Here is a 19,510-nt window from a genome sequence, read left to right on the forward strand (position 1 = left end):
AAGTATTTAATGATTTTATCCTTGCTTCCGGATATACAGAGAGGAAGGATAGATCAAGAAAGCAGGCGTGTTTTTCTGTTAAAAAACCCTCTGCTAAGGGGCGTTACTTACCTTATGGAGGGCTGTGACCGTCTTTCTGGTTGGTATCAACAGGCTTGCGTTTGCGATGTGTTCTTTTGTGAATAGCCAGTGTTTTGGCATTCTTGTAAACTTTTCCACATGGCTGCTGTTGGCCATCCTCGTCGGCCACGATCACATCACAGGTTTTTTGCCCGGTGTGAGTGTTTTTTTTGTGATACCTTAGAGCACTGACATTCTTGTATACCTTTCCGCAAGGTCGCTGCTGGCCATCCTTTCCGATCAGGATTACGTCACAGGTTTTTTGCCCGGTGTGGTGACTGAATTTATGACACGAGAGGGATTGAGCACTCTTGCAGAGTTTCCCACATGTCTGCGGCTGACCATCCTCCCCGACCACGGTCATATCACAGGTTCTTTGTCCGGTGTGGGCGCATTTTTTGTGATTCGACAGGGCGCTGGCATTCATGCAGACCTTTCCGCATGGCCGTTCCTGACCATCCTCTGTGACCATTATGACTTCACAGGTTTGCTGCCCACTGTGGGCCCTTCTTTTGTGATTCGACAGGGCACCGGCATTTTTCGAGACCTCCCCGCATGGTCGCAGTCGGCCATCCTTCCCGACTACCGGCACGAGACAGGTTTTTTTACCGGAGTGGACTTTTCCTTTGTGATTCAAAAGGGTTTTGATACTCCTGTAGACTTTCTCGCAATTCCGTAGCTGGCCATCCTTACCGACTATTGTCAGGTCGCAGGTGACTTGCTCTGCAGGGGCGGTTGTATTGACCGGGTTGTCATCAATGCCATCTAACTGAAATAGTTGGCCAGAAGTGCATTTGAGTTCAATGGCAAAGGGGTCATTTGATCTTTCATTTTCAGGATCAAAATGCCATATGCAACGAAAGCATAGACAGTCATGGGGGCATGGGTTTTGTCCGGGTGTTACTTCTGTATAGCTTGCCAGACTTTCTTCAAAATTCAGCCAGCTTTCATCTGGCTCTGTGTTTTCGAAAGATGGTCGGAATTCACAAACGCCATAACAGGGGTATACGAAACAATCTAAACCTAAAGTATGTGTGTCTTGTTGAGGGTCTCCGTAGCCGTCACCGGTGCCAGAAAACAGAGGGCTGGTGAAAGCGCCTGTTTGTTGGCTGGTGGCTTGCGGGGCCTGTTGGCCAGATGATTCTGATAGCTGGCTTTGTTGTTGTGGTTGTTGTTGTTGGTCATAGCCGGAGCCGTGCATCATAGTAGTGATTGCAAAAGGCTGATTCCCTTGTGACAACCTCATTTCTGATTGTTCAATCGGTTTAAACAGCAGTGAGTCGGGGTTCCAATAGCTTTTCAAAAGCCAGCCGACAGTGACAATGCCTTCTGCGGGGAGCCATGAATAAGTAGCACCCAGAGGGGGGGCTTTGCTGGTCATGATCAGTTCGAAAGCAAGCAGCAAATTCGAGGCGTAAAGCAACTGCCAGGAAATCGATTCAATGAGGGTTGTTTTTACTTCGTAATTGAGAAATCTTTGTCGTTTATTATCAGAGGGTAAATCTGGTCTTTTAAAGCCGTTTTTGCCGTCAATATCTGACGGTTTATCCGACAGTGAACGCTGGTCTGGCTTTATAGAAAAACTCTGGTTTGAAAAAGCTGTATTCTGTTGAAGCTCAACAACATAACGTCTGGTCAAGGTTTCGGCCTGACAGGCGACAGCCAGAAAAAGTAGCAGCAGAGTTGTCGCAAAGAGTGAGTATTTAATGATTTTATCCTTGCCTCCGGTTGTACAGAGAGGAAGGATAGATCAAGAAAGCAAGCGTGATTATCTTTCAAAAACCTTCTGCCAAGGGTCGTTACTTATTCACATTACCTTATGGAGGGCTGAGACCGTCTTTCTGGTTTGTATCAACGGGCTTGCGTTTTTGATGTGTTTTTTTGTGCCTGGACAGGGTAATTGCATTCTTGCAAACCTTTCCACATTGCTGCGGCTGTCCATCCTCCCGGACCAGGGTCACATCACAAGTTTGTTGCCCGGTGTGGTATTTGCTTTTGTGGCATAACAGGGCTCGAACATTCTTGCAGACTATTCCGCATGGTCGTGGTTGGCTGTCCTTCCCGAGTATTATAACCTTGCAGGTTTGGTGCCCGGAGTGGCTACTTCCCATGCTAATGAACGGCCAGGTCACCGTTAAATAACCCAAGAAAGCCAGGAAACCCGGCATGACAACACCCTATAAAATCATCGATATCAGGGAGGAGATGGACTCGCCGGAGGATCTCGGCACCAAGGAGAAATCCTGGTATACCTGGCAGAAACAGAAATGGCTGTTTAAAAAGTCACGCCCGTTAACCGGGGAGCACTGGTCGGAAAAGGTGGCAGAGCAACTTTGCGTGCAGTTGGGTATTCCCCACGCCACCTATGAGATGGCCCGCTTTCAGGGCAATATTGGTGTCACCAGCCCAAGCATTATTACTGATCGTACCCGTTGGCGGATGACTTTGGGTAACCAGCTGTTAATGTCCACTGATAACACCTATCCCGGCGATGAACAACAACGGTTTGTCCGGGTCAGAGAACATACGGTGGCACGGGTAATGGGTATTCTTGAAACCGCAAAAAGTGGTATTCTTCCGCCCTTTAAGGAGAAATTCCCCGAGTTTATGGATGCTGCTGGCGTGTTTACCGGCTACCTTATGCTGGATGCACTGATCAGCAATCAGGATCGGCACCATGAAAACTGGGCGGTTTTACTGGACGATGCCAGCGGTAAAAAGTACCTTTGCCCAACTTATGATCACGCTTCCAGCCTTGGCTGCACAGAGCGGGATGATACCCGGCAGAAACGCCTGTCCACAAAGGACCGGGGGTTTTCCGTTGCGGCATACGTCAGGAAAGCCAGTTGTGCACTCTATAGGTCCAAAGCCGACAATAAACCATTGAAAACCATGGATGCTTTTATTATTGCCAAAGAAATGCAGCCCCGGGCTGCAGGCTTCTGGCTGAAAAAACTCAGCTTGCTGTCCGAGGCTGAAATAGGTCAGCTACTACAGCGGATACCAGAGGAGGTAACAACCCCCATAGCCATTCAATTTGCTGAACAAATGATTTTAGAAAATAGAAGGAGTCTACTATGCACACATCGTTAAACAGCGTATTTTTAGCCTGGCAGGACCCGTTAAAAAGAGAGTGGCACCCGGTGGGCAAGTTGACTCGGAATGGCGATCATTACCAGTTTCAATACACTCGGGGAGCTGGCTATAGTGAACGGTTTACACCGTTTACCGGCATGGAGGATTTAACCAAGGTTTATCGGTCTGAACGGTTGTTCCCCCTGTTTGCCAATCGCCTGTTATCAGAACGTCGGCCTGAATATAAGCTTTTATTATCCTGGCTGGGCCTGGAGGGACAAAATTGCCCACTGCTTATCCTGGCCAAAACCGGTGGTACTAAAAGTACTGATAATTTGCAGGTCTTTCCTGAAGTGCAGCAGGATACATCGGGCTCCTTTGAATTCGACTTTTTTGTTCACGGCGTACGCTACGTTACGGACTCCGCCCGAGCCCGTATCAAAACCCTGCAATCCGGCGATCCGCTTCTACTGATGCAGGATATTCAGAACCCGGCAGATCACCAGGCGATCGCTATTCGCACCAGCGAGACACCCGAGATTGTTGGTTACTGCCCACGATATCTGGCGAAGGCCATTCATCAATTGATCGGTCAGAGAGCTGATCTCACACTTGCAGTCAACCGGGTTAATGACGATGCGCCTTTGTACTATCAGCTGATGTGCACACTGACAGTGAAGACAGAAGATACAAAACCACAGTGTAAACTTTTTGATGACGAAGAGTTTAAACCCTACTCACCCGCTTTAAGATGATACCGTGAATCATCATGCCAAATATGTGAACTCGACTACTTGTGAAAAAAATGACTTTGGGGCTGCAAGTACAACCATTTACTGACCACATGTCAGGATATGACCGGTCAGCATGATAAGCTTGTTGATAGTTATAAAGCCATTTTTGTCGGCAATGTCTGACTGATTATACGACAACGAACGCTGGTCTGTTTTTATAGAAAAACTCTGGTTTGAAAAAAACTGCATCCTGTTGAAGCTCGACAATAAAACGTCTGGTCAACGCTTCGGCCTGTCAGGCGACAGTCAGCGAAAGTAGCAGCAGGGGTGTTGCAAAGAGTGAGTATTTAATGATTTTATCCTTGCCTCTAAATATACAGAGAGGAAGGATAGATCAAGAAAGCAAGCGTGTTTTTCTGTCAAAAAACCTTCTGCTAAAGGTCGTTACTTATTCACATTACCTTACGGAGGGCTGAGACCGTCTTTGTGGTCCGCATCAACAGGTTTGCGTTTTCGATGTATTCTTTTGTGCTCAGACAGAGCTCTGACATTCTTGTAAACCTTTCCACATGGCTGCTGTTGGCCATCCTCGCCGACCAATATAGCGTTGCAGGTTTGTTGTCCGCTATGGTATCTGCTTTTGTGACATGACAGGGCTTGAATACTCTTGCAGACCTTTCCGCATGGCCGGGGTTGGCCATTCATTCCGACCACGGTTACGTCACAGTTTTGTTTCACGTTGTGGACGTTTCTTTTGTGGCACAACAAAGCTTTTTTATTCTCGAAGAGAGTCGCGCATGGCCGCTGTTGGCCGTCCTGCCCGACCACCATAAGGTCACAGATTTTTTGCCTGTGGGCGTTTCTTTTGTGGTCGTGCAGGATTTTAGCATTCCAGCAGACTTTTCCGCATGGGTGTGTTTGACCATCCTCCCCGACCACCATGAAGTCACAGATTTGTTGCCCGGTGTGGGAGTATTTTTTGTGATGCCAGAGGATCCGTTTATTCTTGTAGACCTTCCCGCATGGCCGCCGCTGGCCATCCTCTGTTACCATTACGACGTCACAGGTTTGTTGCACGGTGTGCTCATTTCTTTTGTGTTCCGACAGGCTTTCGGCACTCCTGCAGATCGTTCCACATAGTCGTGGTTGGCTGTCCTCTCTGAGTATTATAAAGTCGCAGGTTTGTTGCCCGGTGTGGGTGCTTCTTTTGTGATCGCAAAGGGCTCGGCTATTCTTGCAAATCTGTCTACATGGCCGTTGTTGCCCATCCTCCCCGACCATCATAACGTTACAGGTTTGTTGCCCGGAGTGGTCCTGTCTTTTGTGATTGGACAGGGCTTTAGTATTCTTACAGACTTTCCCGCATGTCCGTGGCTGGTTATCCTCCCCGGTTACTGTCTTGTTACAGGTCATTTGCTTGCTGTGAATGCCTCTTTTGTGCTCCGACAGGGTTTTGGCATTCTTGAAGACCTTCCCGCACGGTTGCTTTTGGCCATCCTCCCCGATTAGGGTTAAGTCACAGATTTTTTTCCCGGAATGGACTCTGCCTGCGTGTCCCAACAAGGCTTGTGTACTTCTGAAGACTTTTCCGCAAAGTCGCGACTGGCCACCACGCCCGACCACTATCAGATTACAGCTATATGCAAAATTGCTATCAATGCCATTTGGTTGAAATAGTTGGCCAAAAGCCCATTGGAGTTGAATGTCAGGAGGATCATTCGATGTTTCTTTTGCATTATCAGAATGTCTGATGCAACGATAGCAGTGACTATTGGCCAAATGGGGGCATGAGTTTTCCCAGTGTGTTGCTCCTGCATGGTTTACCAGACTTTCTTCAACATTCAGCGACCTTTGAACGGGGTCCACGTTTTCATAAGATGGCCGAAATTCGCAAACGCCATGACAGGGATGGACGAAACAATCTAAACCCAGAGTGTGTAAGTATTGTTGAGGGTCTCCGGAGCCGTTGCCATAGCCAGAATATTGAGGGTCGAAAAAAGAGCTTGCAGGTTGACTGGTGGCTTGAGAGGCTTGTTGGCCAGATGACTCTGATAGCTGGCCCTGCGGTTGGTTGTTTCCAGAGCCTTCCATCATAGTGGTGATCACAATCGGCTGATCCCACCGTGCCAACATAGATGTCATCTCTTGTTGTTCAATCTGATTAAACATCGGTGAATCGGGGTTCCAATAACTTTTTAAAAGCCAACCGACAACGACAACCGCTTCTACCGGCAGCCATGAATGGGAGGTGGCGTCCACAGGCATGCCTTTGGTGGTCAGGGTCAGTTCAAGGGCAGCCAGCAGGTTCGCAGCGTAGAGCAACTGCCAGGATATCGACTCAATAATTGCTGCTCTAATACCGTAACTGTAAGGTTTGTGTCGTTTGACTTCAGGTGGCAGTTTCTTTTCTGAATGGTTGGTTTTATCTGCAATGTCTGGCAGATCACCCGGCAATGTGCGCCGGTGTGTTGTTATCGAAAAGCTCTGGTTTGAAAAACTTGTATCCTGTTGAAGCTCGACAATAAAACCCAATGTCAACGGTTCTGCCTGGCAGACGTCAGAGAGCAGCAACAGCAGCCCCGCAAAGATTGAGTGTTTAATAATTCTATCCCTGCATTCTGGTTTACAGAAAAGAAGGATAGATCAAAATAATAAGTGTGTTTTTCTTTCAAAAATCTTCTCTTTAAGATCGCTAATTAATTCTAGCTTCTGGAAGGCTGAGGTTACCGTCCTGTTAAAGATCGTTACTTACTCACTTTACCATTTGGAGGACTGAGGTCATCATCCTGGTCCACATCGACAGATTTGCGTTTTAGATGATATCTTCTTTTGTGATCATAAAGGGTCAGATTATTCTTAAAGACCTTTCCGCATGGCCTCTGCTGGGCGTCTTTATCAGCAATGATCACGTCGCAGGTTTGCTTCCCACCGTGGACTCTGTTTTTGTGAGCCCAGATGGTATAAGAATTCTTGCAGACCATCCCGCATGGCTGAGGCTGGCCATGTTCTCCAACAATCTTCACGTCACAGGTTCTTTGTAGGCTGTGGCTTCTTTTTTTGTGATCCGACAGGGTTCCAGCACTATTGCAGATCTTCCCACATGGCCGTTGCTGACCATTCTCTCCGACCACTGTTAGGTTACAGGTTTTTTGCCCGCTATGATTCCTTATTTTGTGACTCGAAAGGGCTAAAGCATTTTTGCAGACTCTCCCGCATGGCTGTTGTCGGCCATCTTTCCCAATCACTGTTGCGCCACAGGTTTTTTCCCCGGTGTGGTATCTGGATTTATGAGTCGAAAGGGCTCTAAAATTCTGGCAAACTGCCCCGCATGGCCGCTGCTGACCATCCTCCGCGACCTCTATTTCATCACAGGTTTTTCGTCCGGTGTGGCATCTGCTTTTGTGATCCGACAGGAAAACAGAGTTCCTGCAGACTTTCCCGCATGGCCGCTGCTGACCATCATTTCCAACCACAGCGACGTTACAGGTTTTTGGCCCACAATGGTATTTGCTTTTATGAGACGTCGGAGATTTGTCGTTTTTGCAAACCACCCCGCATGGTTGTTGTTCGCCACTCTCCCCGACCGCAGTCACCTCACAGTTTTTTTGCCTTGTATGGATTCTTCTTTTCTGATTCGACAGTGCTTGAGTACTTTGAAAGGCTTTCCCGAATTGCCGCAGATGGTCATCTTCCGCGACCACTACCGCGTTGCAGGTTGCTTGCTCGGCTGGAGCCCTTATATCGGTTGTGCCTGCACCCGTTGAGTCCGGGGCGACTCCTTCAAGGTTGCAGCTATTGGCCGGGTTGCCATCAATGTGAAGTGCCTGAGATAGTTCGCCAGAAAAACATTGGAGTCGAATGTCAGGGGAATCATTCGATGTTTCTTTTACAGGATCAGAATGACTGATGCAAAGATAGTAGTGTCTATTGGCCAAATAGGTAGATGAATTTTGTTTGGGTGTTGCTTTTGTAAGGTTTGTCAAGCCTTCAACAGGCGATCGAAATTTACAAACGCCATAACAGGGATGGACGAAACAATCTAAACCAAGAGTATGTTGCTGTTGTTGAGGGTTCTCGTTATCTTCGCCAGAGTCGGAATACAGAAGGCTGGTGAAATAGCCTATCGGATGGCTGGGGGCTGCTGCGGGGGCCTGCAGACCCGATGATCCTGAAGGCTGGCCTTGTTGTTGGTTATTTCCAGAGCCAGGCATCATAGTGGTAATCACAAACGGGTGATCCTGACTTATCTCTTGTTGTCGAATCAGATTAAGCAGCAATGAATCCGGGTTCCAATAGCTTTTTAAAATCCAGCCGAAAGCGACAACCGTTTCTACTGGTAGCCACGAATAAGGGGCAGAGCTCAGAAGGGCATCTCTGGAGGTCAGGATCACTTCGAGGGCAACCAGTAGATTCGTGGCGTAAAGCAACTGCCGGGAAATCGACCCAATCAAGGTTGCTTTTACCTCATAATATTTTTGTCGTTTATAATAAGATGGTAAAACTTGTCCTGTATGGCGGCTTGTTTCGGCATTGACTGACGGGTTACCCGATAATCTCTGGTCTTTGTTTAATGGAAAGCTTTGGTTTGGAAAACCTGAATCCTGTTGAAACTCGACCATAAAACGTCTTGTCAACGGATCGGCTTGAGCGGTGGCAGACAGGGAATGTAGTAGTAACAGCGATGCCACAAAAAGTGAGTGTTTAATCATTCTATCCTTGAGTTCCGGTCTACAGAGAGGAAGGATAGATCAAAAAAATAAGCGTGTTTTTCTGTCAAAAGTCTCCTGTTAAATATCGTTACTTACTTTACCTTTTGAAGGGCTGTGGTCATCGTGCTGCTCCAGATCAACAGGCTTGCGTTTTCGATGATATCTACTTTTGTGCTCAGACAGGGATTTAAGATTCCGGTAGACCTTCCCGCATCGTCGCCGCTGGCCATCCTTCGTGACCACCATCGAGTTACAGGTTTGTTCCCCGGTGTGGTCTTTTTTTTTGTGAAACCACAATGCTTGAGCGTTAAGGAAGATTTATAGTTTCTGTTAGAGATCATTGCTTTCTTGCTTTACTTTTTCGAGGGCTGAGGATCATCATCCTGATCCACATAAACAGACTTGCGCTTACGATGCGTTCTTTTGTGGTTAGCCAGGGCTCTGGCATTAATGCAAACCAATCCGCATGACCGCTGTTGGCCATTCTCCCCGACCCATGTTAAGTGACAGGTTCGTTGTCCAGTGTGGAAGCTGCTTTTGTGGCTTGTTAGGGCTACCGCATTCTTGCAGACTGCCCCGCAAGGCTGTGGCTGGCCATTCTGCCCGATCACAGTGGCGTCACAGTTTTGTTGTTCGGTGTGGTATCTTCTTTTGTGATCCGAAAAGGCTCTGGCATTTTGGCAGACCGTTCCGCACGATCGCGGTTGGCCATCCTGACCGACCAGGGTCGCGTCACAGGTTTGTTGCCCGGTGTGGCATCTTCTTTTGTGATCCGACAAGGATTTAGCATTCTTGCAGATTATCCCGCATGGCCGCTGCTGGCCATCCTCCCCAATCACGGTTAGGTCACAGGTTTTTTGTCCGGTATGGTAATTGCTTTTGTGCTCTGAGAAGGTTTGAGCGTTTTTGCAGACCTTTCCGCATGTCCGCTGCTGGCCATCCTTCCCGATCACAGTCATTTGACAGGTTTGTTGCCCGTTGAGGTCTCTGCCCCTGCGATGCACCCGGGCCTGAGCATTTTTGCAGATGGTTCCACATGGCCGCTGTTGGCCATCCTCCCGGAACATCATTGAGTCACAGGTTTTTTGCCTGCTGTGGTATCTTCTCTTGTGAGTCGAAAGGGCTATAGCATTCTTGCAGACTTTCCTGCATGGCTGGGGCTGACCATCCTGCCCAATCACGGTTACTTCACAGGTTTGTTGTCCGGTGTGGTATCTTCTTTTGTGATCCGAGAAGGCTTTATTACTCTTGCAGACCATTCCGCATGTCCGCTGCTGACCATCCTTCCTGACCAACGTCAGGTTACAGGTTTTTTGCCCGGAGTGGTGTCTTATTCTGTGATCCGTCAGGGCTTTAGCAGTCTTGCAGACTTTCTCGCATGGCAGCTGCTGGCCATCAGTGCCGACCGATGTTAATTGACAGGTTTTTTGTCCAGTGTGGAAGCTGCTTTTGTGAGACGCCAGGGCTCCAGCATTCTTGCAGACCACCCGGCAAGGCTGCGGTTGCTCATTCTGCCCGGTCACAGTCGCGTCACAGCTTTGTTGTTCGGTGTGGTATCTTTTTTTGTGAGTCCAGAGGGCCTTGGCATTCTTGTAGAACTTCCCACATTGGCGCAGCTGGCCATCTTCATCGACTTCTATCAGGTTACAGATTACTTGCCCGGTGGGCCGGGTTTTATCTGATCTTAATCTACAGGCGCCATGACAGGGATAGACGAAACAATTTAAGCCCAAAGTATGTGTGTGTTGTTGTGGGTCTCCGTTACCGTCAGCAGATTCAGAATTCAGGAGACTGGAGACGAAGCCTGTAGCACGGGTGGTGGTTTTTGGGACTTGATGGCGGGATGATTCTGTTGGCTGACGTTGTTGCTGCTCATGTCCCGAGCCGTGCATTATAGTGGTGGCCCCGGCAGTCAGGATCAGTTCATAAACAATCAGAAGGTTCGTGGCATAAAGCCCTGGCCACGAAATCAACTCTGACGGGCCCGGTAACCTCAGCTGGTCAGGCTTTACAGAAAAGATCTGCTTTTGAGAACCTGTATTCTCCTCAAACGCGACAATAAAACGTCCTGTCAAAGGTTCGGCCATACACACTGCAGCAAACAACAATAGTAAGAACAGCGGTGCTGCAAAGGGTGAATATTTAATCATTCTATCCTTGCTTTGCGGGTTACAGATGGGAAAGGATAGATCATGAAATGAGCATTTTTTGCAATTGAAGATCTTCTGCAATAAACCAGAGATTTACTGGCAAAACTGAATAAAAGTGCTGATCTCAGATTGTTATTTATTCACTTTACCTTTTGAGGGCTGGGGCATCGTCCTGTTCTCCTGCAGCTGGTTTGCGTTTTCTGTGTATTCTTTTGTGATTATCCATAGCCTTGGCATTCTTGCAGACCTTCCTGCATGTCCGATGCTGGCCATCCTTCCCAACCAATGTTATGTCGCAGGTTTGTTGCCCGCTATGATGTCTTCTTTTGTGATCCGACAGGGCTGGAGCGCTCTTGCAGACCCTCTTGCATGGCTGCTGCTGACCACCCTCCCCGACCACTGTCGCGTCACACGTTTTTTGACTTGTGTGGAATCTGCTTTTGTGCGACGAGAGGGCTCGAGCGCTCTTGAAGACCTTTCCGCATGGCTGCTGCTGGCCATCCTCCCCTTCAATGTATACGTCACAGGTTTTCTGCCCGGTGTGGTAATTGCTTTTGTGCTCTGACAAGGTTTTAGCATTCTTGCAGACCTTTTCGCATGGCTGCTGCTGGCCATCCTCTGTGACCACAGTTGCATCGCAGACTTGTTGACCGGTGTGAGTACATCTTTTGTGCATCGAGAGGTCATGAGCACTCTTGCAGACCGTCCCACATGACCGCTGTTGGCCATCCCCTGTGACCACTCTTACATCGCAGACTTTTTGTCCGGAGTGGTATCTTCTTTTGTGAAACGTCAGGATGTGAGCATTGCGGCAGACCACTCCGCATGGGAGCTGCTGGCCATCCTCTCCAACCAATGTTATGTCGCAGGTTTGTTGCCCGCTATGATGTCTTCTTTTGTGAGTCGACAGGGCTCCGCTATTCTTGCAGAGCTTTCCGCATTGGCGCAGCTTGCCATCCTCCCCGACCAATGTTAAGTAACAGGTTTGTTGTCCAGTGTGGACGCTGCTTTTGTGAACCATCAGGGCTCCAGCATTCTTGCAGACTGCCCCGCATGGCTGCGGCTGGCCATTCTGCCCGACCACAGTCGTTTCACAGGCCTGTTGTCCGGTGTGGTATCTTCTTCTGTGAGTCGACAGTGTTCGGACATCCTTGTAGAGCTTCCCACACTGGCGCAGCTGGCCATTTTCATCGATCTCTATAACGTTACAGTTTGTCACGTTGAGCTGAGTTTTATTGGCTGTACCAGCACCCACTGACTCTGAAGGGGCCCCGATCACTAACCGGCAACGATAGCAGTGTCTATTGACCAAATGGGGGCATGAGCTTTGTTCGGCCATTTCTCTCGTGTGGACTGCCTCACGATCCGACGTTTTGCTATCGGATGAATCGGATGATGATCGTAATCTACAGGCGCCATGACAGGGATAAACGAAACAATTTAAGCCCAAAGTGTGTGAGTGTTGTTCTGGGTCTCCGTTACCGTCGCCAGATTCAGAATCCTGTAGTCTGGTGACATAGCCTGAAGGACGGTTGGTGGCTTTTGGGGCTTGATGGCGGGATGATTCTGTTGGCTGACGTTGTTGCTGGTCATGTCCCGAGCCGTGCATCATAGTGGTGATGACAAACGGGTAATCCTGATTTATCTCTTGTAGCTTAATCGGGTTAAACAGCCATGAGTCCGGGTTCCAATAGTTTTTTAAATGCCAACCGACAGCGATAGCTCCTTCGGCAGGTAGCGATGAATAAGGGGTTTCACCCGCAGTGGTGGCCCTGGTGGTCAGGATCAGTTCATAAGCAATCAGAAGGTTCGTGGCATAAAGCCCTGGCCACGAAATCAACTCTGACGGGCCCGGTAACCTGAGCTGGTCAGGCTTTACAGAAAAGATCTGATTTTGAGAACCTGTATTCTCCTCAAGCGCGACAATAAAACGTCCTGTCAAAGGTTCGGCTTTACAGGCGACAGAAAACAACAATAGTAAGAACAGCGGTGCTGCAAAGGGTGAATGTTTAATAATTCTATCCTTGCTTTGCGGGTTACAGATGGGAAAGGATAGATCATGAAATAAGCATGTTTTTCAATCGCAGATCTTCTGCAATAAACCAACGGCTTAATGGCAAAACTGAATAAAAGTGCTGATCTCAGATTGATATCTTTACCTTTTGAGGGCCGGGGCATCGTCCTGTACTCCTTCAGTTGGTTTGCGTTTTCTGTGTGTTCTTTTATGAACCGACACGGCTTTAGCAGTCTTGCAGACCTTCCCGCAGGACTGCGGCTGGCCATTCTCTGTGACCAATGTCAAGCGACAGGTCTTTTGAGCGGAGTGGACGCTGTTTTTGTGAGACGCCAGGGATCCGGCATTTTTGAAGATTGCCCCGCATGGCCGCAGCCGACCATTCTGTCCGGGAACGGTCACGTCACAGGTTTGTTGCCCGGTGTGCTTTCTTCTTTTGTGATTCGTCAGGGCCACGTCATTCATGCAGATCTTTCCGCATGGTCGCGGCTGACCATCCTCCCCGACCAAGGTTTCGCTACAGGTTTTTTGTATGCTGTGGTATTGCCTTTTGTGATTCTCTATGGCTCTGGTATTGGGGCAGACCACTCCGCATGGCTGCTGCTGACCATTCTCCGTAAACACTGTTTCGTTACAGGTTTTTTGCCCGCTGTGGACTTTGTTTTTGTGATTAAGCAGAGCCAGAGCATTCTTGCAGATTTTCCCACATTGCTGCGGCTGGCCATCTTCCCCGAACACAGTCTTTTGACAGGTTTGTTGCCCTGTGTGATGTCTTTTCTTGTGATGAAACAGGGCTTGAGAATCCTTGCAGATGGTTCCACATGACCGCTGTTGGTCATTCTCCCCGACTATGATCAAGTTACAGGTTTTTTGCCCGGTGTGATACTTGCATTTGTGAATCTGCAGGGCTTTGGCATTCTTGCAGATACTTCCACATGGACGTTGCAGACCATCCTTCCCGATTACAAGCAGGTGACAGGTTTTTTGCCCGCTGTGGTAGCAGCTTTTATGAACCGCCAGGGCTTGAGCATTCTTGCAGACTTTTCCACATGTCTGCCGCTGGCCATTCTTTCCGATGACATCCAGGTTACAGGTTTGTTGACCGGTGTGAGCAGTTCTTTTGTGATCCCTGAGGGCACGATTATTACTGCAGACCTTTCCGCACGGTTGCGGCTTGCCATTCTTCCCGACCACGGTCACCTTACAGGTTTGTTGTCTGTTGTGGACCCTGCTTTTGTGAGACCACAGAGATTGAGTATTTTTGAAGGCTCTCCCGCATGGTTGTTGCTGACCATCCTTCCCAACCACCGTCAGGTAACAGTTTCTTCGCCCGGTGTGGGTATTTTTTTTGTGATTAATCAGGGCTTTAGCATTCCGGTAAACCTTCCCGCATGACAGCTGTTGACCATTTTTTCCGATCACTGTCAGGTTACAGATTGCTTGTCTGGCAGGTTCAGTTGCATCGGCTGCCTCTGAACTTATTGTGCATGCGACCCCGTCTGAGGCGACCCCGTCTGAGGCGACCCCGTCTGAGTCGACCCAATCTGCATAGTTGCAGCTGTTGATTGGGTTGCCATCAATGTCACGAGTCTGTGGCTGGTATGACAGTGAATGAAGCGGTTGGCCAAAATTGCATAAGAGTTGAGTATCAAGGATACCATTCAAATCTTCGAAAGATGAGTTTTGTTGAAAATCTTCAGTGTCTTCAGGATTAAATCGACCTAAGCAACTGAAACAGTGTCCATTGGCCAAATGATGGCACGCGCCCAGAAAGGGGGCTGCCCTTCTGTGGTTTATCCAACTTTCTATGGAATTGAGCGGCCATTCATTTGACTCTCTGCTATCGAATGATGATCTGAATCGACAAATGCCGCGACAGGTAGAGACGAAACAATTTAAACCCAAAGTATGCAGGTTTGGCTGAAGACCTTCGTCACCGTCTTCATTATCATTGTTCAGGTGGCCAGCAGCGGAAGAGCCTCTATAGTGGGTAGTTGTCTTTTGAGCTTTCTGGCAGGAAGATTCTGATGGTTGGTATTGTTGTTGGTCATCTCCAGAGCCAAACACCACAGTGATGGCGGCGCACGAATGTCTCTGACTCGCCTGTTGTTCAATGAGGTTAAACAGCGATGAATCGAGGCGCCAATAGTTTTTTAGAAGCCAGGCAACAGCAACAACCACTTCTATGAGCAGCCATGAAGAAGTCATGGCACCGAGGGCGGGACCCTTGGTGGTGAAGATCAGTTCGTAGGCAACAAGCAGCTTGGCAGTGTGGAGCCATTGCCACGAGATCGATTCAGGAAAAGTTGTTTTGACTCCGTAATTGCCAGGTTTCTGTCGTTTGCCATTAGGCGGCAAATCTGATCCTGCATTGTCGCTTGTGTCGACAACGTTTGATGGTTTTTCTGACACTGCCTGTCTTGCACACTTTATAGAAAAGCTTCGGTTTGGAAAAGTTGCATTCTGCCCAAGCTCGACAACAAAGCACCTTGTTGACTCTTCAGCCTGACAGACGACAGGAAATGAAACGAGCAGCAATAGTGATGCTGCAAAAAGTGAGTGTTTAATAACTCTATCCTTGTACTCTGCTATACAGAGAGGAAGGATAGGTTATGAAGATAAGTTTGCTTCTTCAGGTATCTGTGAATAAGTGTCTGCACTCAGAGAGGGTGTTCTGGTGATCAGGATCACTTCATAAGCAACCAGCAGATTCGTCGCATAAAGCCATTGCCAGGAAATCGACTTAATGTTGATCGTTTTTACCCTATGTCTTTGATGTCTATGTCGTTTCTTATCCGATGGCAAATCGGGTTCTGAATAGTCTTTGGTATCGGTAATGACTGTGGAGATATCTGACAATACGCTCAGGTTTCGCTTTATAGAAAATTAATTCTGATCCGCATCAACAGGTTTGCGTTTTCGATGTTTTCTTTTATGATCCGAGAAGGCTTTAGCATTCTGGCAGATCGTCCAGCATTTCTGTCGCTTGCCATCCCTCCCGATTATGGTTTCCTCACAGATTTTTTTGCTACTGTGGTTCTTTCTTCTGTGATCCAACAGGGCTTGAAAACTGTTAAAAACGGATCCGCACGGCTGCTGTTGGTTATCCTTCCCGCGCACAGTCACGTCACAGGTCTTTTGCCCGGTGTGGTATTTGCATTTATGAGATGACAGAGATTCAGCGTTCTTGAAGATTTTCCCGCATGGTCGCGGCTGGCCATCTTCTCCAGTCACTGGCACGGGACAGGTCTTTTGCCCGCTGTGGAGAGTTCTTTTGTGATGCGTCAGGGCATAAGTATTTTTGAAGACCTTCCCGCATAACTGCGGTTGGCCATCTTCTCCAGCCACTACCACACCGCAGGTTCTTTGCTTAGTGTGCTCTCTTCTTTTGTGATCTGAAAGAGCATTAGCATGCTTGCAGACTCTTCCGCATGGCTGCAGTTGACCATCCACTCCGATTACGGTCTCGATACAGGTTTTTTGCCCGGTGTGGTATTTGCTTTTGTGAATCGAAAGGGCAGTAGTATTCATGCAAACCTTACAGCATGGTTGCTGCAGGCCATTCTTTGTGACCACTGTTGCGTTACAAATTTTCTGCCCGCTGAGGTTTGTGGCTTGTTCTCTGCCTGTCCGGGAAAGATGAAGTGGGTTATGACCCAATTGGGGTGATCCTGTTATTTGTTGTGTTTTTGACGCCCCCGCTGGAAGTCTGAAAGGTTTGCGGACATAGGAATTCCTGATTTTTTTGAGAAGACTATGATCACGCAGATTGAGTAAACCATTGACTATAACCAAATCATCATCAGTGACAGACAAATACTTATGCCTTGGCGCATTATCATGGAGTGGCTGGCCAGAGTTAGACTGTGCTTTCCCTGCATTCATCGAGAGGGTATGGTTGCAGCTGTTTGTCAGGTTGTCATTAACGTCATGGGGCTGAGCTTGATGCGTCTGAGGCAGAAAGGTTTCACCAGGAGTGCATTGGAATTGAAAGGAAAAGCGATCATTGAATACTTTTACAGGCAGTTTTTTTTGTGAGTCTGTAGTGTTTACAGAATCATAGTAGCCTGTGCAACTGAGACCGTGTTTAATTATCAAAGGAGGACATGAGCTTTGTCCGGGTATTGCTCCTGTAGGACCTGTTGAGCTTTTTTCGACATTCAGTGGTGATTCAGCAGGCCTTCTGCTGCTCGCTGATGGTCGGAATTGACAAATGCCACGACAGGAATTTACGAAGCAATTCAGACCTAAAGTGTGAGAGTCTTGCTGAGGGTTTCTTTTACCTTCGCCAGAGTCAGAATACAGGTGATTAATGAAATAGCGCTCAGGCTGAGTGGCGGCCTGTGAGGCTTGCTGGCTGGATGATTCTAAAGGCTGGCCTTGTTGTTGGTTATGTCCAGAGCCAAACATTGTAATCATACTCGCAAACGGCTGATCCCACTGTCTCAACATAGATGCCGTCTGTTGCTCAATCGGGTTAAATAACGGTGAGTTGGGGTTCCAGTAGTTTTTTAAAAGCAAACCGACAGCGAAAGCGGCTTCTACAGGTAGCCATGAATAGGGGTTAGCTCTCAGAGGAGTGCCTCTAGTGGTGAGGATCAATTCGTAAGCAATCAGCAGGTTAGTGGTGTAAACCCATTGCCACGAAATAGACTCAATGGGGTTTGGCTTTACCCCGTAAAAGCCTGATCTGTGTCGTTTTCCATCAGGCAGCGAAGCTGATCCTGTGTAGCTGTTTGTGTCAGGAATATCTGAAGGGGTGTAAGGCGTTATAGAAAAGCTCTGGTCTGGAAAACCTCCATTCTGTTCAAACTCGACAATAAAACGGCTTGTCAACGGCTCGGCCTGACAGGCGACGGAAATAGATAGTAGAAACAACGGTGTCGAGAAGAGTGAGTATTTAATAATTCTATCCTTGGATTCTGGTTTACAAAGAGGAAGGATAGATCAAGAAAATAAGTTTGTTTTTCTGCTAAAGAGCTCTTGTTAATCCAGATTCGTATCAACAGGCTTGCGTTTTCGATGTTTTCTTTTGTGCAGTCGCAAGGCTTCAACATTCTTGCAGGCTTTTCCGCATGGTCGCTGCTGACCATCCTCTCCGATCAAGGGTTCGTCGCAGGTTTGTCGTCCGGTGTGGACCCTTTTTTTGTGATTCTTCAGGTATCGAGCATTAGTGAGGACCATTCCGCATGGCCGAAGCAGGCCATCCTCACCGATCACGGTTACGTCACAGGTTTTTTTTCTGCTGTGAAAGTGTTCTTTATGATGCATCAGGGCAATAGTATTCTTGAGGATCTTCCCGCATAGCTTAGGCTGGCCATCCTCCCCAACCATGGTAGCGTTGCAGGTTCTTTGTCCGGAGTGGTACCCGCTTTTGTGATCCGTCAGGGCTTGAGCATTTTTGCAGACTTTTCCACATGGCTGCTGCTGGCCATCTTCCCCAATCACGGTGACTTCACAGGTTTTTTGACCGGTGTGGTCTCTTCTCCTGTGATCTGACAAGGCATTATTATGCTTGCAGACCTTGCCGCATTGTCGTAGCTGACCATCCTCTCCGATCACGGTCTTAAGGCAGATTTTTTCCCCACTGTGGTAAGTGCTTTTGTGAACCGATAAAGCTGCGGCACTCCAGCAGACCTTTCCGCACAATCGCTGCTGGCCATTCTTCCCGACCACCGTTGCTTTACAGATTTTTTGCCTTATGTTGTTTTTGGCTTGCACTGTGTCTTTCTGGGAAAAATGAAGTGGCTTATGACTGAAATGGGTTGATCCCTCTGTTGTTTGTTGTGTTTCTGAAGTCTCCATTGGGGGGTTGAAATGGTCACGCATAAAGGAAATTCCTGTTTTTACGCGAAAACTGTGACAACCAAGATTGAGTAATCCATTGACTATCACCCAATCTTCAGCTGTGAGAGGTAAATGCCTGTGCATTGGCACATCATGATTGACTGAGTCGGCAGGGTCCGCATGTGCTGCTTCTGCATGCCCTGATTGTTTCGGGTTACAGTTATTTGTCGTTTTGTCATTAATGCCATAAGGGCGCGGGCTTTGCCCGAATGTCATTTTTGTGCAGCCTTTCGAACTTTCTTTTAAATTCAGCAGCCATTCAGCAGCTTCTCTGCTTTCGGATGATGGTTGGAATCGACAAACACCGTGACAGGGATGGACGAAACAATTTAAACCCATAGTGTGTGAATACTGTGGTGGGTTTCCGTCACCGTCGTCAGAGTCAGAGTAGGGGCGATGAGTGAAATAGCCTGTATTCTGGATGGTAGCTTTTGGGGCTTGCTGAACGGATGATTCTGAAGGCTGGACCTGTTGTTGGTCATGTCCAGAGCCGAACAGGGTAATGATAATCGCAAACGGCTGATCCTCCTGTGGCAAGATAGATGGCGCTTGTAGTTCAATTGGGTTAAACAACGCTGAGACCGGTTTCCAATAGCTTTTTAGAAGCCAACCGACAGTGAAAACCACTTCGACGGGTGGCCATGAATGAGGGCTGCTGTCTGGAGACACTTCTTTGGTGGTGAGGATCAGTTCGTACGCAGTCATCAGATTAGTGGTGTAAATCCACTGCCACGAGATCGACTGAATTATAGAAAAGCGCTTTTTTGGAAAACTTTCATTCTGTTCAAGCTCGACAATAAATCCACTTTTCAACGGTTCAGTCTGACAGAAGACAGAAAACGAAAGCATCAACAGCGTTGT

13 protein-coding genes are annotated in these 19,510 nt (G+C 48.0%); 2 read left to right on the forward strand and 11 right to left on the reverse strand.

Going from position 1 to position 19,510, the window contains the following annotated elements; all coding sequences use genetic code 11:
* Positions 1 to 112: 112 nt before the first annotated feature.
* Positions 113 to 1,759, reverse strand: coding sequence for a hypothetical protein (locus ACO6VG_RS11585; protein WP_422132410.1), 1,647 nt, complete (start codon positions 1,757 to 1,759; stop codon positions 113 to 115).
* Positions 1,760 to 1,937: 178 nt separating this feature from the next.
* Positions 1,938 to 2,288, reverse strand: a complete 351-nt coding sequence (locus tag ACO6VG_RS11590; protein ID WP_422132411.1) for a hypothetical protein — start codon at positions 2,286 to 2,288, stop codon at positions 1,938 to 1,940.
* Here ACO6VG_RS11590 and ACO6VG_RS11595 point away from each other — a divergent pair.
* Positions 2,287 to 3,213 (forward strand): hypothetical protein, encoded by a 927-nt coding sequence (locus ACO6VG_RS11595; protein WP_422132412.1) that lies wholly within the window; start codon positions 2,287 to 2,289, stop codon positions 3,211 to 3,213. The two genes, ACO6VG_RS11590 and ACO6VG_RS11595, sit on opposite strands and share 2 nt — an antisense overlap.
* Positions 3,198 to 3,950, forward strand: coding sequence for an HIRAN domain-containing protein (locus tag ACO6VG_RS11600; protein ID WP_422140028.1), 753 nt, complete (start codon positions 3,198 to 3,200; stop codon positions 3,948 to 3,950). The genes ACO6VG_RS11595 and ACO6VG_RS11600 overlap by 16 nt, the downstream gene beginning before the upstream one ends.
* A 441-nt stretch (positions 3,951 to 4,391) precedes the next feature.
* Here the strand turns inward: ACO6VG_RS11600 and ACO6VG_RS11605 are convergent, their stop codons facing one another.
* From ACO6VG_RS11605 to ACO6VG_RS11645, 9 genes are all read right to left on the reverse strand, one after another.
* Positions 4,392 to 6,500 carry a hypothetical protein gene (locus ACO6VG_RS11605; RefSeq protein ID WP_422473989.1) on the reverse strand — a complete coding sequence of 703 codons (2,109 nt, stop codon included), beginning with the start codon at positions 6,498 to 6,500 and terminating at the stop codon, positions 4,392 to 4,394.
* A gap of 173 nt (positions 6,501 to 6,673) precedes the next feature.
* On the reverse strand, positions 6,674 to 8,638 hold the full coding sequence (locus ACO6VG_RS11610) for a hypothetical protein (RefSeq protein WP_422473991.1): 1,965 nt from the start codon (positions 8,636 to 8,638) through the stop codon (positions 6,674 to 6,676).
* 78 nt (positions 8,639 to 8,716) lie between these two features.
* Positions 8,717 to 8,935 (reverse strand): hypothetical protein, encoded by a 219-nt coding sequence (locus ACO6VG_RS11615; protein ID WP_422132416.1) that lies wholly within the window; start codon positions 8,933 to 8,935, stop codon positions 8,717 to 8,719.
* A gap of 56 nt (positions 8,936 to 8,991) precedes the next feature.
* A complete protein-coding gene (locus ACO6VG_RS11620) occupies positions 8,992 to 10,788 on the reverse strand; it encodes a hypothetical protein (protein WP_422473993.1) in 1,797 nt (598 codons plus the stop codon).
* Between the two features lie 145 nt (positions 10,789 to 10,933).
* Positions 10,934 to 12,763 (reverse strand): hypothetical protein, encoded by a 1,830-nt coding sequence (locus tag ACO6VG_RS11625; protein ID WP_422473995.1) that lies wholly within the window; start codon positions 12,761 to 12,763, stop codon positions 10,934 to 10,936.
* 180 nt (positions 12,764 to 12,943) lie between these two features.
* Positions 12,944 to 15,340 carry a hypothetical protein gene (locus ACO6VG_RS11630; RefSeq protein ID WP_422473997.1) on the reverse strand — a complete coding sequence of 799 codons (2,397 nt, stop codon included), beginning with the start codon at positions 15,338 to 15,340 and terminating at the stop codon, positions 12,944 to 12,946.
* Positions 15,341 to 15,412: 72 nt separating this feature from the next.
* Positions 15,413 to 15,661, reverse strand: a complete 249-nt coding sequence (locus ACO6VG_RS11635) for a hypothetical protein (RefSeq protein ID WP_422132420.1) — start codon at positions 15,659 to 15,661, stop codon at positions 15,413 to 15,415.
* Between the two features lie 27 nt (positions 15,662 to 15,688).
* Positions 15,689 to 17,638, reverse strand: a complete 1,950-nt coding sequence (locus ACO6VG_RS11640; RefSeq protein WP_422473999.1) for a hypothetical protein — start codon at positions 17,636 to 17,638, stop codon at positions 15,689 to 15,691.
* Between the two features lie 150 nt (positions 17,639 to 17,788).
* Positions 17,789 to 19,462 carry a hypothetical protein gene (locus ACO6VG_RS11645; RefSeq protein ID WP_422132422.1) on the reverse strand — a complete coding sequence of 558 codons (1,674 nt, stop codon included), beginning with the start codon at positions 19,460 to 19,462 and terminating at the stop codon, positions 17,789 to 17,791.
* Positions 19,463 to 19,510: the final 48 nt, after the last annotated feature.

Source organism: Endozoicomonas sp. ALB032 (genome assembly GCF_049310125.1).
In the GTDB taxonomy this organism is placed as follows: domain Bacteria; phylum Pseudomonadota; class Gammaproteobacteria; order Pseudomonadales; family Endozoicomonadaceae; genus Endozoicomonas_A.

Bases quoted from the DNA above. Each gene is read 5' to 3' on its own strand.
- ACO6VG_RS11610 (WP_422473991.1), bottom strand. From the start codon at position 8,638: ATGATTAAACACTCACTTTTTGTGGCATCGCTGTTACTACTACATTCC.
- ACO6VG_RS11600 (WP_422140028.1), top strand. From the start codon at position 3,198: ATGCACACATCGTTAAACAGCGTATTTTTAGCCTGGCAGGACCCGTTA.
- ACO6VG_RS11620 (WP_422473993.1), bottom strand. From the start codon at position 10,788: ATGATTAAATATTCACCCTTTGCAGCACCGCTGTTCTTACTATTGTTG.
- ACO6VG_RS11595 (WP_422132412.1), top strand. From the start codon at position 2,287: ATGACAACACCCTATAAAATCATCGATATCAGGGAGGAGATGGACTCG.
- ACO6VG_RS11590 (WP_422132411.1), bottom strand. From the start codon at position 2,288: ATGCCGGGTTTCCTGGCTTTCTTGGGTTATTTAACGGTGACCTGGCCG.